Genomic DNA, 14050 nt, shown 5'->3' on the forward strand with positions numbered 1-14050 from the left:
GGGACCGAGCGCGGCCGCGTTCGGCTTTCTGTCGGCGGGCCGAAACCCGCCTGCGGCAGCTGTGTCAGCGCCGGTAGGCCTCGGCCAGTGCGGCGAAGACCGCCTTCGGCCGCCGGCCGCCCTCGGGCAGCACCGCCACCACCCCGTAACTGGCGAGGTCCAGGTCGTGGGCCGGGTCCTCGGGCCGGTGCGGAGCCTCGAAGTGCGCGAAGGTGAACCAGAACGCCGAGTCGACCCCCGCTTCCTCGAAGTCCGCGAGCAGCTCCCGCAGGTACCGCACCTGCTCCTGCTCGTCCCGGACCAGCGGCTCGGTGATGCACCGCGGCTCGGCGTCGTCGTCCACGACCGCCCACCCCATCCCGCCCCTGGCGCCCGCGCCCTGGTAGGCGCAGCAGCCGAACTCGGTGACCGCCACCGGCTTGCCGTGCTCGAAGGCACCCGCCAGCAGGTGGTGGAAGTGGTCGGCGTTGTGGGCGTCCCGGTAGGCGTCCACCCCGACGAGGTCGAAGCCCGACCAGTCCGGCTTCTCCCAGACGCCCGAGGCGTAGCTGATCCGGCCGCCGAACTCGGCCCGCACCCTCGGCAGCAGCTCGGCGAAGAAGGCGTTCACCCGGTCCGCGGTGCCGACCAGCGGCATCCGGTCGGGTGCGGTCAGCGCGGCCATCCGGCCGGCGAAGCCGTCGCCGGGGATGAACCCCTCGGCGAAGAGGCTGAGTTCGCAGCCGAGGACGAGCACCACCTCGGCGCCCGAGCGGCGGATCCGCTCGGCCCGCCGCGCGCAGTCCAGGAAGAACGGGACCAGCTGATCCGCCGTCATGTTGCAGGGGAAGGGCGCGAACCAGACCTCGAGCCCGTGTGCGGCGGCGGCCTCGGCCGCGAGCTCGATCCGCTCCGGCAGGCCTCCGGAGATCCGCACCGCCGTGCAGTGCAGCTCCTCGGCGATCACCCGCAGTTCCTCGGCGACCTCGGCGGGGTCGAACCGGGGCCGGGAGAGGTCTCCCACCGGGGCGAACCCGGTGTCGTAGTTGATGCCACGGCCACGTATCGGCTTGCCGGTCATGGTGCTCACTCCCCGTTCTTGATCTGCTGGTCCATCAGCTTCTTCATCCGCTCGGTGTACGGGCCGCTGACCATGCTCGCCACCCCGATCGCGCCGATCAGCAGCACGGTCGGCAGCCAGGCCATGGTGGCCAGCGGCAGGGTGTAGGCACCGACCACCCGGGCCGCGCACTCCAGCACCAGGGCCGCGCCCCAGACCACCGAGTGGGCCAGCGCACTGCGGCGGAACTCGGCCGAGCCGGCGGTCGCGACCTGTCCTGAACCGGTCCGCAGGGCCTCCCAGGCGGCTTCCCGCGCGGCGTCGCCCCTGGTCAGGAAGGGCCGCAGACCCGCGCTCATCGCCGGCCGGCCGCGCAGCACCGAAACCAGGATGCCGATCCCGATCGCGCTGCTGACCAGCCCGTCCTTGGCGATCATCAGCCGGGGGTCGCCGGTGATGAAGGTGGTGACCAGGCCCACCACGTTCACCACCAGGATCAGCGGCGCCAGGCCCGCACCGGACTTGCTCCCGGCCCCGGCCCGACGCGAGCGCACCAGCCCGTAGACGGTTCGCACGGCCGGGACCACGCTGGAGATGACCAGGGCCGGGACCATCCCGACGCCGAACGCCCGCGCCGCGTAGTACGTGCCCAGTGGCACCACGACGTCCACGGCCAGCGGAAGCAGCCCGTCGACCAGCGGATTGCGGGTCTTGGTGGAGCCGGCCGGCAGTTCTGCGGTGCTCATCTCGGTGGTTCCTTCCCCCGTGCGTCCCTTGACGTGATCAAGAATCGCAGCAGGAACTGACCGGACGTCAGTGCAATCTGTGCGCAGCTCCTCATGACAGCTGTCATGCCGGGGAGCTGACGGACACCGCGCCGAACTGCCCGGCACCGGAGCGGAAAACGCCGAGCGCCCGCCCCAACTGGGGGCGGGCGCTTGGGCGGAGGGTGCGGGGAGGGTCAGCCTCGGGCGGCCTTCTTCACCAGGATCACCACCGCCGCCGCGATACCGACCACCACCAGGGCCTTGATCGCGAATCCCACCAGTGCACCGATCAGACCGAACACCGCACCGATGATGTTGAAGGCGATCACCAGAACGATGATCGGCACCACGATGTTGCGCACAAAGCCCGGCAGCGACTTCCAGATCTCAGCCATGTCCGTTACCTCATAATCCCATTCGGGTCGGCTCTGCGGTGCCGCACCCTGTCCGCTTTCGATACTTCGATCGTAGGAGTGCCGAGCAGCGATGACGAGCGATTCCGCCCCCGAGAGAACCCGGATAAAGCCCTGAGGGGCACCCCTCGGGTCGGCCCCTACCTGAGGGCCGGTTCGGTCACACCGGCCACTGCTCGCCCCGCCAGGCCGCGTCCCAGAACATCCACTCGTAGCGGGTGGTGGTGGTGAAGTGCTCGAACACCCGCCCCCGTTCCGCTTCCGAGAGCTGCTCGCCGAGCCGGTCGGTGAGGGCCAGCACCCGGCGCACCACGGACTGGAACGCCTCGTCGCCGTAGGTGGCGATCCAGCGGGCGTAGAGCGGGTCGGGGGAGGAGCGCGCCAGCAGCTGCTCGCCGACCCGGGCGTAGACCCAGTAGCAGGGCAGCACCGCGGCCACCGCCTCGGCGAACGAGCCGCCGTAGACGGTGGCCAGCAGGTAGCTGGTGTAGGCGCGGGTGGTGGGCAGCACCGGCTCGGCGGCGGCTTGCTCGGCGCTCTCGCCGAAGGCGGTGAGGAACTCGGCGTGCATGCCCTGCTCGGCGGCGAGCGCGCCGATCGCGTCGTCCGCGAAGGCCCGCACCTCGGCCTCGCCCGGCGCCTTGGCCGCGCAGATCGCCAGCGCCCTGGCGTAGTCCCGCAGGTAGTGGGAGTCCTGCACCACGAAGTGCCGGAAGGCCGGGCGGGGCAGCGTGCCGTCGGTCAGGCCGGCCAGGAACGGGTGGTCGAGGATCTCGGCGTAGACCGGCTCGACGGCGGCCCACAGCTGCTCGGTCAGGGTCTGGGTCATGCCCCGAGCCTAGGGCCGGCTCTGCTGGATCACGCCGGGCGGGCAGAGCGGCCTTGGGTGAGCGGCCTCACGGCTCCGGCGGCGAGAAGACCACCAGCACCCGCAGCTCCTCGGTGACGTGGTGGAACCGGTGCGGCACCCCGGCCGGGACGAAGACCACGCTGCCCCGACCGACCGTCGCGGTCTCGTCGCCCACGGTGAGGTACGCCCGCCCGCTGACCACCTGGTAGAGCTCGTCCTGCTGGTGCGCGCTCTGCGTGTCGGCCTCGCCCGGCGCCAGCGCGTACAGGCCCACCGACATCGTGCGCTCCTTGAGGAACCGCAGGTAGGCGCCCTGTTCGGCGGCCCGCTCCGCGTCCAGCTGATCCAGTCGGAAAACCTTCATCGCCCTGCTTCCTGCCAGATGCTTCCGTCGACCGCCCGAGCCTGCCACCATGCGGGAGCATGAAGCACTTCGTTCTGAAGACACTGGTCAACGCCGTCGCCATCTGGGTGGCTGCCTGGTTGGTCAAGGGGATAACCCTGTCCGGCAGTTCCTGGGGCAAGCAGGCGCTGACCGTGATCGCGGTGGCGCTGATCTTCGGGGTGGTGAACTGGTTGATCAAGCCGCTGGTGAAGTTCTTCTCGTTCCCGCTGTTCATCCTCACGCTCGGCCTGATCACCTTCGTGATCAACGCGCTGATGCTCTGGCTGACCTCGTTCGCCTCCGACCGGCTGAAGCTGGACTTCCATGTGAACGGCTTCCTGCCGGCGCTGTTCGGCTCGCTGATCATCAGCCTGGTCGCCTGGGGCCTGCACCTGGCGCTGGGCGACGAGCGGGACTGAGCGCCCACGCCGGTGCGGCCCGCCTCCCCGGGCAAAGCACGGGGAGGCGGGCCGCTGTGCGTGCGGGTCAGCCCTGGTTCTCGAAGCCCCGGCTGAGGATCGCGGCCAGCGCGGCATCCAGCGAGGCCGTGGTCGGCTCCTCGCCGACCGGCACCAGGCGGCCGGCCCGCTCCAGGAAGGCGACCAGCGGCGGCACCGCGCAGCGCAGCAGCGCGTCGCCCCCCGGCGCCCGCAGCAGGACGGCGATCTCCGGCACCCGGCCCGGGCCCTCCAGCGGCCGCACCCGCACATCCCCCTCGCCGCTGGGCCCGCTGAGCCCGTCGACCAGCAGCTCCCTGCCGAACACCCAGCTCACCGGGGCGTCCCCGGGCAGGTGGAAGGTGAGCCGGACCGCGTACGGGTCGGCCGCGGCATACTCCAGGTCGGCCACCAGGCGGAAGGACAGCTCGTCGGAGACCACCAGGCTCATCACGACCTGTCCCTGGACTGTGCTCTGCATGCGCCACTACCTCTCAAGCTCCAAAGTGCCCGTATTGGTACAGACCTTCCGATTCACCCGGCCCGGGACCGCGCCCGGCCTGGGACCGTGTCACCTGACCTGGGACCGCGCCGGAAGCCGCCACTCCATTTCGTCCAGGTGTGCGAGTTTCGACCGTGCTGAGCTGCGGGATGCTCCCGCACAACGCTCGCGGAGGTGAGGTCGGTGGCTCCAGGGATCACGCCGGGAACACCAGGGACTGCGACGCCCGTCGGGCCGACGCCGCAGCCGCGGCCGGTGGTCAAACGCACCGCCCGCGCGATCCTGCTGGACCTGCTCGGCGACGACCCGAGGCACGGCGCCGCCGAGCTGATCGTGATCAAGCGGACCAGGCCCGGCTGCGATCCGTACTGGATCACCCCCGGCGGCGGCGTGGAACCCGAGGACCGCACCGTCACCGAGGCGCTGCACCGCGAGGTGGACGAGGAACTCGGCGGCAAGGTGGCCGACGCGGTACCGGCCTTCGTCGACACCGTCGCGCACTCCCACCACGAGGACGGCACCCTGGCGCACCCGCACGGGGTCAAGGTGCAGCACTTCTTCGTCTGCCGGCTGGTGAGCCTGGACCCGGCCCGGCGGCACGGACCGGAGGTCGACGAGCCACGCGGCGAGTACGAGATCGTCCGGCTGCCGTTCACCCGGGAGGGCGTCACCGCGGTCAACCTGGTCCCGCCCTCGCTGCGGGCCTATCTCGCCGCCAACATCGAGGGCGTCCTGGCCCTGCTGGCACCCGACTTGTGAGCCGCCGCACGGCCACCCCCCTACTCCTCGGGCAGGTCGTGCCGGATCAGCTCCGGGTGGACCCCGGAGCGGGCCAGCGCCGCCGCCGCCCGGCGCACCATCGCCGCCGGGCCGGCCAGGAAGGCGCGGTGGCCGTCCCACGGACCGAGCTGCGCGGCCACGTCGCTGAGCAGCCCGCCCGGCTCCCCCGCCGTGCCGCCCGGCTCGGAGAGCACCGGGCGGACCGCCAACCACGGGTGCCGGCGCTCCAGTTGGCGCAGGGCTTCGAGCTGGTAGAGGTCGTCGGCGCGGCGGGCGCCGTAGAGCACCTGGACGGTGCGGCCGGCCGAACCGTGCTCGGCGACGTCCTCGACCAGCGCGGAGATCGGCGCGATCCCGGTGCCGCCGCCCACGCACAGCAGCGGCGTCGGATCCGCGTGGTCCAGCACCATCCGGCCCGCGGGCGGGCCGAGCCGCAGCACATCGCCGGGGCGCGCCCGGCGCAGCAGGGCGTTGCTCACCCAGCCGGCCTGCACCGCCCGCACATGGAAGGTCAGCAGGCCGTCGGGGCGCGGTGCGGTGGCGAACGAGTAGTTCCGCCAGACCCGGGGCCACCACGGCGTCTCCAGGGTGGCGTACTGGCCGGCCCGGTACGGGTACGGCTGGTCGGGGCGGACGGTGAGGACCGCGACGTCCCGGCCGCGCACCTGGTGCGAGACCACCTCGCCCTGCCACCAGGGCGGTGCGGTGCGGGCCGCCTGCTCGGCGGCGTCGATCATGATCTGGGAGACCATCCGGTAGGCCCGGCGCCAGGCGAGCTCGGCCTCGGCGTCCCAGCGGCCGCCCGCGTACCTGGCCAGCGCCGCCAGTAGGCACTCGCCGACCGGGCCGTAGTGGGCGGCCAGGGTGCCGTACTTGCGGTGGCCCCGGCCCAGGGCGCCCAGTTGGGCGGTCAGGGTCACCGGGTCGCCGGCACCGCGGGCCGCCATGAGCAGGGCGCGGAACAGCCGGTCGCGCTGCACGTCCATGGCGGCCGGGAAGAGCGAGCGCAGCTGCGGATAGTGCAGGAAGAGCAGTGCGTAGAAGTGCGCGGTCGCGCGGTCGGCGACCGGTTCGACCACGGCCAGGGTGGCGGCGATCAGCTCCAGGTCGCGCGGGGTGGGCGGGAGTTCGGCGGCGCTGCCCGGGGGCGGGGCGGTCAGCGGGCCCGGGTCGGGCACGGGGTGCTGCTCGGCGTCCCAGGCCTGGGCCCAATGGTCGCCGGGCCCAGCCCAGTTGAGGCCGGGGGCCCAGGTGAACAGCGGCTCGATGGCGGGGCGCTCGGGCTCGGGCTGGGCGGGCTCGGGCTGCGGGGTCGCGGGGACCGGCTCCGGCTGAAAGGTCTCCGCCGGTGGCGGCGGCACCCGTGGCGGCTCAACGGGCTTGGGCGGCACCACCAGCCTCGGCACCCCGCCGTCCGCCCCCGCCATGCCCGGCACCGCCGTGGCCGCCGCCGAGCCCTTGGCGGACCGGACCAGCAGCGCGGCGAGCGACTTCCCTGCTACTTGACGCGTACTCAAGAGAATCGTTTCGCCTCCGGTCGTCCCAGCAACGCCGTGGGTAGCGTGGCACCGGCCGGGAAGCTGATCCGACAAATCACTCAAACGCCGGACGAACGGATGCCTGGGACGCTAAGGTCTCCCCTTCCCATGCCCAGGGCAGCCACTAACGGGCGGTCCGACCGAGAATCGGGGATGGGCCAAGAAGGCCATGGCACGGGACCTGTCGGACCATGCGGTCTGCACCCGGATCCTGGCTGCGCCGGCGACTGGCATAGCCTTTGGCGCGCCACCGAAGCACGACCACCCGTGGGGAACCTCTCGTGAGTACCGCTCAGCCCGTTCGCGTGTCCTTCGGGGTGCTACGGAACAACCGCCGCCTGCTGGTGTTCCCGCTACTCGGCGGTGCCGCGTTGGCGCTGATCTCCGGTGGCGTGGCGGTGCCGACGTTCATCAGGGATTGGGCCGAGCCGTCGCCGTCCGCCTTCGATGTGATCTCTCTGGGAGTCGGCTACCTCCTGTTGGGATTCGCCCTCACCCTCTGCAGTGCCGCGATGATCTGCGCGGTCGATGACGTGCTGCGGGGAGAGCCCGCCCGGATCGGCGTGAGCTATCGGCGAGCTCTGCGGCACTGGCGACAGCTGCTGGCGTGGAGCCTGCTCAACACGACGGTTCTGCTGCTCATCCGACAGCTGAAGCGGATCCCGGTCGCCGGCGAGATCATGGACGGACTGTTCAGTGCAGGCTGGGCCGTCGCCACCTACCTGGCACTACCAGCCATGATGATCGACGGCCTCGGGGTGACAGAGGGCATCCGCCGGTCGTCGCGGATGCTGCGCGCGACCTTCTCCCGGCAGGTGTACGGCTCGCTGTGGATCGCGGCGCCCGTGGTCCTCTCGGTGGTCATCGGATTCCTGGCATTCATGCTCGGAGTCGAGTCGAACAGCCTGGGGCCTGCCGTTGCGGGCGGCGTGGTCGCCGCTCTGCTCCTGATGTGCGCACTTCTCGCAGGGGCCACGATCTCCGGGATCTTCCGCACCGTGCTCTACCGGGACTCCTCGACTGCAGCCTGATGGTCCCGATGTGATCCCATGGCCGGCGGTCCGCTCGTGGCAGCGAGAGGACCGGCCGGGCAGCTGGATCACCAAGCAGTGACCGCCTATCCCAGGTACGGAGTTGCCCGGTGCTCCAGGAAATGGCGGAGCCGGAGCTGCTGAGTGTGGTGCATCGACAGGTCTGAGAGGTCGCCGGGAGCTACGAACTTGAGATCGGTGGACTCGTCGGAGATCCGGAGTTCCCCGCCCACGATGCGCGCAGTGAAGCAGACGTTGAACTGCTGCCGAACCTCGCCGTCCGAGTAGGCGATCACATGTCGGGGATCGGTGTACGTGCCGACCAATCCGGTGATCTCGACCTCAAGGCCGGTCTCCTCTCGGACCTCCCGAACAGCCGTACCCGGAAGCGACTCGCCGAGGTCCATCGTCCCGCCCGGCAGTGCGTACAGGCCGTTGTCGGTACGCCGCTGGAGCAGGATGCGCCCTTCGTCATCCGTCACCACGGCGGACGCCGCCACCACCAGCCGGTTCGGCTTGGGTGCGTTGGGATCGTCGTAGAACTCGGTCCGTGCCACGTGGTCAGTTGTCCTCAACAGGTGCGGCGGCGGGGGTTGATGCCGAGCATGCGAGCTGGCTGCCTCCGAGGCCGGCTTGCTCCCGCATCCGCTCAGGGCAGGAGGGTGGCGTCCAGGTATTCCTGCACTGGTTCGAAGAGCCCGTACGGCACGTACTCGGGGATCTCAGCGAGAGCCACCCACGCGAGCTGGTCCAGTTCCTCCGTGTCGACTACCTCGGCGGTGCCGCTGACGACTTCGCAGGCCGTGTACGACATCAGTCGGCCGGTCTTCGGATGCATGCGCTCACCCAGGAGCTTGATCACGGCCACACCGAGCCCGGTCTCCTCCGCCGTCTCACGGACAGCCGCCTGCTCAGACGACTCACCGGCCTCGATCTCTCCAGCCGGAAACTGCCAGGAGAGCTGGCCCTCGCTGACCCGCCGTCGGACCATCAGGACGCGGCCTTCGTGGACCACGATCGCGGCGGCGATTCCCGGACGTTCCTCCGCAGTCTGCTGTGTCACGTCTGCTCCTCCAGGGCGGCCAGGATGGGTGGGAAGATCGTATCGGCGTCGATGAAGCGGGTCACCGAGTTTCGAGGAACCCACATCACGTCGACGTTCTCGACGGCGTCGCTGTTGGTCGCCTCGCCAGCCAAGTACTCGCACAGGAAGTACTCACACAGCACTCCTGTCACCGGGTGAAGACGACTGCCGAGGCTTTGGCGGACCGCGCAGTGGACCCCGGTTTCGTCCAGCGTCTCCCGGACAGTCACGGTCTCCGGCTTCGCGCCGGGCTTGATCACCCCGGCCGGGAACTGCCAGGTGATCCCGGATGCATCTTCCTCGCGTCGGCAGACCAGCAGGACGGCGCTCTGCCGGACGACAATCGAGATGGCCACCCGTAGGGCTTGGACAGCCGGTGTGCCGGTCTCAATGGCGCCGCCGTCACCTTCTCTGGCTGCCAAGAGCGCGAAGCGCTGGCGGGCCGCGTTCGAAGCCTTCTCGTAGGCGGTGTCGAGGAGTTGCTGCATCTCCGCCCTCGGGACGACAGATGGGTCAGCGTGCCATGTGGCCACCGTGCGCACTGCGATCCCGAGCTGACTTGCGAACGCCTCGTTAGTGAGGCGAAGAGCGGACTGAAGCAGGCAGGCGTAACGACCGCTCCAGACCTCGATGACGTCCAACACCGTTCCCTCTCCGTCGTGGCCGCTCTGATGCATAGGCAATGCGTCGAAGATGCACATCGACTGCACTGGCGCTTCATCGCCGCGCGGCGTGGATGCCGGAAGACTTGCAGTCGTATCCCAAGGCCACTGCCATCCACGGCACTTGAGCCCTGGGAAAGGGTCCAGGAGCAACAGAGCACGCACGCCGATCCCCTCGGAGATTCTAGGTGAGTACCCGAAGCAGGACAGCGAGTTGGGTGATTGCACCTGCCCGGCCGCCCTGCGGCGAGAGCAGTGGTTCGAGCGCCCGCTGAACCGCGTCAGGTTCGCTCGTTTGGGGGACAGGCCGGAGCACCGAAAGTGCCTCGCCGACGCCGGTAACCTCAGTTCATGGCGAACTGATGGTTCGTCACTCCTGAATGCCAGAAAGCTGAAAGGGAACTGATGGCCGAGGACCAGGTCCACACGGTCGAGCGCACGCTCGTCCTGCTCAAGCCCGACGCGCTGGTACGCGGCCTCGGGGAAGGATCATCTCGCGCTTCGAGGATGCCGCGCTGAAGATCGTCGGTGTCAAGATGAAGTGGATGGACGAGGAGTTCACCCGCAAGCACTACTTCGACCTCGAAGAGCGGCTCGGGGCCGAGGTCTACAACCTCACTGCCACCTTCATGCAGCAGGGGCCGGTCATCGCCCTGGTGCTGGAGGGCTACGACGCCATCGCCACGGTCCGGAAGATCGTGGGTAGCACCTACCCGAACCAGGCTCCGGCCGGCACCATCCGCGGCGACCTCTCGCACATGAGCTCGGCGGGCAGCGTGGCCGTCGGCAAGGCCGTGGCCAACCTGGTCCACGCCTCCGGCAACAGGGAGGAGGCCGCGCAGGAGGTCGATCTGTGGTTCGCCAAGGACGAGTTGCACGAGTACCGCACGCTGGCAGAGATCTTCACCAACTGACGGCACGTCGCGGCGTCACTACTGGGGCGCCGCTGCGTTGACCACCACCGGGGCACCACCGTCTGATCCGAGAGGGCACCATGACCAACCAGACCCGCCAGGCTTCCGCCCAGGAGCTGGAGTTGATCTTCCAGCGTGAGCTGGCGACCGACCGGTGGGCGGCCACCGAGACCGCCTACGCCCTGGCGGTCCGCCTGCGCGACGCCGGCGACTGGCCCAAGTCCCGCGAGTGGGTGCAGCAGTGCCTCCAGCTCCTGGGGGGCTTCCCCAGCGAGACCGAGGACCAGGTGGCGACCACCCGCGTGGCGGTCGGCGGCGTCCCGCTGCCGAACTACCTGCACGCCGGTGTGATCCGGGAGCGCTTCGGCGACCTGGGCTGATCCATCTCGGGTGGTGCGGCCGACGAAGTGAAGTCGTCGGCCGCACCGCCCGGCACCCACACCAACTCCGCACCGCCCCATCCGGACCAGCCAGGGGCCGTCCCGCCCTGGTTCGGCTGGATTCGCCATGCCTGAAACGAGGAGACACGACCGTGGCTGTCGAGATCGAGATGCGCGCCCGCTTCGACAAAGAGACCCACGACCGTCTCTTGAACCGTCTGAGGCAGGATGGCGAGGACCTGGGCGACGACGCCAAGCACATCTACTTCTATGTGCTGCCCGAGCAGTTGCTCAAAGTCACGGACAGCACCGCCGCCGGCACCGCCAAGATCACCCTCAAGGGCAGCAAGATCGGTCAGGGCGCTGCCTTCCCTGAGACCGAGTTCGCCATCGCCCGCGAGGACGTCCCGACGGCCGTGAAGGTGTTCAACGCCCTTGGCTTCGAGAACGCGATGCACGAGGCGTTCAACTTCCGCCACAACTTCCACTACCAGGGCGTGGAGATCGCGCTCAAGTGGAGCGAGGCATGGGGCTACCACGCCGAGTTCGAGGTGCTGCTCGACGACGGCGCCTCGGACGCCGCCCACGACGATGCGTCTGCCCAGATCATCGAGGCCGCCGCCGAGCTCGGCGTGACGCTGATGAGCGAGCAGGAGCTGGCCGACTTCACCGCCGCCTTCGAGGCCGCCGAGCAGGAGCGCAAGGCACATGAGGCACGGGCCGCTCCGATCCGGTAGGAGCCTCTCGCCGCGGTAAACCACCGGAAGGGGGTGGACACAGATGAGCACAACCCCGACGACCACGAGTCTGGTCGACCTGGCAGCCCGCAGGCAGCTGCCGCACCACCAGTACATGGATCCGGCCACCGTCGAGTGGATCAAGGCCAACCGGCCGGCCTTCGGTCCGGCTTGGCCGCCGCCCCTGCGGCCGGCCTCGAAGCACCTCATGAGCCGGTCCGCTCTTCCGGCGACGTGGCTGGCGGAGCCCCGCCTCCACGACTCGCTCCATGGCGTCCGGCACAGCATGCGGACCGCCGCGCTGGCCGCCCTGCTCGCCGAGATCCACGAGCTGGACGAAACCGAGACTGCCACGGTCGTCATAGCCGCCGCCGTCCACGACTGCCAGCGCCTGCACGATCAAGACGACCAGGGCCACGGTGCCCGTGCCGCCATCTGGCTGGCCGCCAACGCCGACACCGTCTGGACCCACTTCGGCTTGGTGGCCACGCCCCGGCGGATCATCCAGGCCGCGACCGCAATCCGCCTGCACGACGTGCCGTACGACGCCTTCAGCTCGGACGATCGGGCCGACTACACCCGCGCCGAACTCTTCTGCGACCTGGTCAAGGCCAGCGACGCGCTCGACCGCTACCGTCTGCCGAAGCTCAGCTGGTGGCCTGACGCGCGGCACGTCCGTGAGCTGGCCTTCGACCAGCTCCATGCCGTGGCCTTCGACCTCGTCGCCACCTCCGAGACCGCGCATCTCGCCGGAGCCAGCAGCGCCGAAGCCGTCCTGTACGCGCTCGCCGAAAGGGGACTGGTGTAGTAGTGAACCTCCGCAACGCCTACGACCTGTGGGCCGACGCGCACGCCTTCTTCGACTCCGCGCTGCTGCCCGACTCTGGGCAGCACGGCCCGCTGGCGGCCCAGACGGCCGCTTGGCACAAGCGCCTCACCGACGAGACACCAAACGGCAGCCTGCTCCGGAAGAACGCGCTCTTCGACAGCCTGAGCAGCGATGGCGAGCTGCACCTGCTCCACGTCACCCACGCCTTGGAAGAGATCAGCAAGGACGGGGTGCTCTACCCCTCCGGCGGATGCCTCGTCGGCAGCATCTACTGCGCGCCGCTGACACTGACCGGCCGTGGCTTCCGCATGCACAACCTGGCTGCCTACGTCCTCACGAGAGAGGTCCCGGCCTCCCTCGCCAAAACCGGCCTGAGCGGGCGTGCGCCCACACCGCTGATCTTCGAGATCACCGTGCCGCCCCAGGCGTACCGCGGATTGGCGGGGGTGGATTACCTGCGGCTGGGCTCGATCCACCTGCAGATCTATACCGACCTTGAGTACCTGCTCAGCAAAACCGAGCGACACCACTTGCGTGAGACCGTTGTTGGCCGGATCAAGAACTCGGCTGCGTTCCTGGCCCTGGCCGCCGGCATCGTCTACCAGGGCTTGACTGTGGCTACGGACGGCTTCCTCCAACTACTGGACGCGGTCATCCCTCGGCTGCCAATCCTCGGCTACCTCTACTTTGAGGCCCTCGCCGAGTACTTGATGCTCCACTCCACCTCCGTACGGACCCAACAGCTAGCCGGCCTTGGAGAGTTCAACAACTGGCTCTACAAGGAGATGCTGTTCGCCTCCTTTCCGGATATGGCCGGTAAGTTCAACCTCGCCAGGTTCCGCCCCCGCCCGCAGCATCTGGCGACGCTTCTGCAGCAGGTGGACCCGACCATCGACGCCGACCACGCCCGCGCCTACATGGTCCAGAGGATCAGTTACCTCGTAGCCGCCCGGCTCTTCACCAGCGGCCAGATGCCCGAGGCCTGGCACCGCACGCGCTGGGAGTTCGAGAGCCTCGCTACCCAGCTCGGCCCTCTACTCGGCCACCTCATCCACCGGGAGCTCCGCAGCTTCGGTCGCTACCCCGACTTCTACTTCTACTTCGACCAGCACAAGGCACTACAAGCGTGGAACTACTGGAACCACATGGACATCGTCGTGCCGTTCAACGGCACGATGCCCAAGGGCGAGATTGGCATCAACCCGGCCTACCCGAACCTGGACTACCGCGTCTGGCATGCCGAGCCCGACGACGCCGGGCACCTCCACCCGACCGAGCAGTTGGCGCTGAGCATCGCGCCGCGCCTGGTCGACATCAAGTACACACTGATGCGCAACAGCAGCCGCTGACCGCTGCCCCAATCCCCTCGACGACCGATCGTGGAGGAGACCTATGCCCATCCACGACCCCTTCACCTGGTCCACCGCCGCCTGGCCGGGACCCACCCAGCCCGCCGAGGCGCTCTTTCGCCGAGATCTACCGCACCAACACTGGGGATCCCCCGACTCCGTCTCCGGGCCCGGCTCCGAGATGCGCCGGGCCAAGGCCCTCCGGACCGCCCTCGTCTCGGTCCTCATGTGCTACCCGATCCGCACCATACGGACGGCGGTCGGCACCACCCCGGCAACGGTCTGGGCCTGTGGACGATCGATCAGCTCAACTCACGGACCACCTGACCACCACCCCAGGAGGCGAGACACCC

General features: G+C 69.5%; 17 protein-coding genes and 1 pseudogene. 8 read left to right on the plus strand and 10 right to left on the minus strand.

Going from position 1 to position 14050, the window contains the following annotated elements; all coding sequences use genetic code 11:
• Positions 1-64: 64 nt before the first annotated feature.
• The 5 genes from E6W39_RS20800 to E6W39_RS20820 all read right to left on the minus strand — a co-directional run bounded on the left by E6W39_RS20800 (position 65) and on the right by E6W39_RS20820 (position 3433).
• Positions 65-1060 carry a hypothetical protein gene (locus E6W39_RS20800; protein ID WP_228718259.1) on the minus strand — a complete coding sequence of 332 codons (996 nt, stop codon included), beginning with the start codon at positions 1058-1060 and terminating at the stop codon, positions 65-67.
• Positions 1061-1065: 5 nt separating this feature from the next.
• On the minus strand, positions 1066-1785 hold the full coding sequence (locus E6W39_RS20805) for a VC0807 family protein (RefSeq protein WP_141634808.1): 720 nt from the start codon (positions 1783-1785) through the stop codon (positions 1066-1068).
• A gap of 215 nt (positions 1786-2000) precedes the next feature.
• Positions 2001-2201 carry a DUF5326 family protein gene (locus tag E6W39_RS20810; RefSeq protein WP_141634809.1) on the minus strand — a complete coding sequence of 67 codons (201 nt, stop codon included), beginning with the start codon at positions 2199-2201 and terminating at the stop codon, positions 2001-2003.
• 178 nt (positions 2202-2379) lie between these two features.
• A complete protein-coding gene (gene tenA, locus E6W39_RS20815) occupies positions 2380-3048 on the minus strand; it encodes a thiaminase II (protein WP_141634810.1) in 669 nt (222 codons plus the stop codon).
• 67 nt (positions 3049-3115) lie between these two features.
• Positions 3116-3433 carry a cupin domain-containing protein gene (locus E6W39_RS20820; protein WP_141634811.1) on the minus strand — a complete coding sequence of 106 codons (318 nt, stop codon included), beginning with the start codon at positions 3431-3433 and terminating at the stop codon, positions 3116-3118.
• 59 nt (positions 3434-3492) lie between these two features.
• Here E6W39_RS20820 and E6W39_RS20825 point away from each other — a divergent pair, with 59 nt between their 5' ends.
• Positions 3493-3873 carry a phage holin family protein gene (locus E6W39_RS20825; RefSeq protein ID WP_141634812.1) on the plus strand — a complete coding sequence of 127 codons (381 nt, stop codon included), beginning with the start codon at positions 3493-3495 and terminating at the stop codon, positions 3871-3873.
• A gap of 67 nt (positions 3874-3940) precedes the next feature.
• Here the strand turns inward: E6W39_RS20825 and E6W39_RS20830 are convergent, their stop codons facing one another.
• Positions 3941-4372: an SsgA family sporulation/cell division regulator gene (locus E6W39_RS20830; RefSeq protein ID WP_141634813.1), complete on the minus strand. Its 432-nt coding sequence runs from the start codon at positions 4370-4372 to the stop codon at positions 3941-3943.
• A 276-nt stretch (positions 4373-4648) separates the two neighbouring features.
• On the opposite strand from E6W39_RS20830, the gene E6W39_RS20835 reads away from it, so the two are divergent.
• Positions 4649-5152, plus strand: coding sequence for an NUDIX domain-containing protein (locus E6W39_RS20835; protein WP_228718260.1), 504 nt, complete (start codon positions 4649-4651; stop codon positions 5150-5152).
• Positions 5153-5172: 20 nt separating this feature from the next.
• Here E6W39_RS20835 and E6W39_RS20840 read toward each other — a convergent pair whose 3' ends face one another.
• Positions 5173-6690 carry a globin domain-containing protein gene (locus E6W39_RS20840; protein WP_228718261.1) on the minus strand — a complete coding sequence of 506 codons (1518 nt, stop codon included), beginning with the start codon at positions 6688-6690 and terminating at the stop codon, positions 5173-5175.
• Positions 6691-7082: 392 nt separating this feature from the next.
• On the opposite strand from E6W39_RS20840, the gene E6W39_RS20845 reads away from it, so the two are divergent.
• Entirely contained in the window at positions 7083-7742 is a 660-nt protein-coding gene (locus tag E6W39_RS20845; protein WP_141634814.1) for a DUF6159 family protein, read from the plus strand.
• An 86-nt stretch (positions 7743-7828) separates the two neighbouring features.
• Here the strand turns inward: E6W39_RS20845 and E6W39_RS20850 are convergent, their stop codons facing one another.
• The 3 genes from E6W39_RS20850 to E6W39_RS20860 all read right to left on the minus strand — a co-directional run bounded on the left by E6W39_RS20850 (position 7829) and on the right by E6W39_RS20860 (position 9467).
• A complete protein-coding gene (locus E6W39_RS20850; RefSeq protein WP_141634815.1) occupies positions 7829-8299 on the minus strand; it encodes an NUDIX domain-containing protein in 471 nt (156 codons plus the stop codon).
• A 92-nt stretch (positions 8300-8391) separates the two neighbouring features.
• On the minus strand, positions 8392-8805 hold the full coding sequence (locus tag E6W39_RS20855) for an NUDIX hydrolase (protein ID WP_141634816.1): 414 nt from the start codon (positions 8803-8805) through the stop codon (positions 8392-8394).
• A complete protein-coding gene (locus tag E6W39_RS20860; protein ID WP_141634817.1) occupies positions 8802-9467 on the minus strand; it encodes an NUDIX hydrolase in 666 nt (221 codons plus the stop codon). The genes E6W39_RS20855 and E6W39_RS20860 overlap by 4 nt, the downstream gene beginning before the upstream one ends.
• A 426-nt stretch (positions 9468-9893) precedes the next feature.
• Between E6W39_RS20860 and E6W39_RS20865 the strand changes: the two are divergent.
• The 5 genes and pseudogenes from E6W39_RS20865 to E6W39_RS20885 all read left to right on the plus strand — a co-directional run bounded on the left by E6W39_RS20865 (position 9894) and on the right by E6W39_RS20885 (position 13697).
• Positions 9894-10402, plus strand: a pseudogene (locus E6W39_RS20865) (nucleoside-diphosphate kinase).
• A gap of 80 nt (positions 10403-10482) precedes the next feature.
• On the plus strand, positions 10483-10782 hold the full coding sequence (locus E6W39_RS20870) for a hypothetical protein (protein ID WP_141634818.1): 300 nt from the start codon (positions 10483-10485) through the stop codon (positions 10780-10782).
• A gap of 152 nt (positions 10783-10934) precedes the next feature.
• Positions 10935-11519 (plus strand): CYTH domain-containing protein, encoded by a 585-nt coding sequence (locus E6W39_RS20875; protein WP_141634819.1) that lies wholly within the window; start codon positions 10935-10937, stop codon positions 11517-11519.
• A 43-nt stretch (positions 11520-11562) separates the two neighbouring features.
• On the plus strand, positions 11563-12327 hold the full coding sequence (locus E6W39_RS20880; protein ID WP_181799371.1) for a hypothetical protein: 765 nt from the start codon (positions 11563-11565) through the stop codon (positions 12325-12327).
• Between the two features lie 2 nt (positions 12328-12329).
• Complete coding sequence (locus tag E6W39_RS20885; RefSeq protein ID WP_141634820.1) at positions 12330-13697, plus strand: hypothetical protein; 1368 nt, start codon at positions 12330-12332, stop codon at positions 13695-13697.
• Positions 13698-14050: the final 353 nt, after the last annotated feature.

It is taken from the genome of Kitasatospora acidiphila, from assembly GCF_006636205.1.
GTDB classification, from domain to species: domain Bacteria; phylum Actinomycetota; class Actinomycetes; order Streptomycetales; family Streptomycetaceae; genus Kitasatospora; species Kitasatospora acidiphila.

What these genes read in the sequence shown, in the direction of transcription:
- E6W39_RS20880 (WP_181799371.1), top strand. Translation starts at nt 11,563, where the DNA reads ATGAGCACAACCCCGACGACCACGAGTCTGGTCGACCTGGCAGCCCGC.
- E6W39_RS20805 (WP_141634808.1), bottom strand. Translation starts at nt 1,785, where the DNA reads ATGAGCACCGCAGAACTGCCGGCCGGCTCCACCAAGACCCGCAATCCG.
- E6W39_RS20800 (WP_228718259.1), bottom strand. Translation starts at nt 1,060, where the DNA reads ATGACCGGCAAGCCGATACGTGGCCGTGGCATCAACTACGACACCGGG.
- tenA (WP_141634810.1), bottom strand. Translation starts at nt 3,048, where the DNA reads ATGACCCAGACCCTGACCGAGCAGCTGTGGGCCGCCGTCGAGCCGGTC.
- E6W39_RS20820 (WP_141634811.1), bottom strand. Translation starts at nt 3,433, where the DNA reads ATGAAGGTTTTCCGACTGGATCAGCTGGACGCGGAGCGGGCCGCCGAA.
- E6W39_RS20825 (WP_141634812.1), top strand. Translation starts at nt 3,493, where the DNA reads ATGAAGCACTTCGTTCTGAAGACACTGGTCAACGCCGTCGCCATCTGG.
- E6W39_RS20810 (WP_141634809.1), bottom strand. Translation starts at nt 2,201, where the DNA reads ATGGCTGAGATCTGGAAGTCGCTGCCGGGCTTTGTGCGCAACATCGTG.
- E6W39_RS20870 (WP_141634818.1), top strand. Translation starts at nt 10,483, where the DNA reads ATGACCAACCAGACCCGCCAGGCTTCCGCCCAGGAGCTGGAGTTGATC.
- E6W39_RS20830 (WP_141634813.1), bottom strand. Translation starts at nt 4,372, where the DNA reads ATGCAGAGCACAGTCCAGGGACAGGTCGTGATGAGCCTGGTGGTCTCC.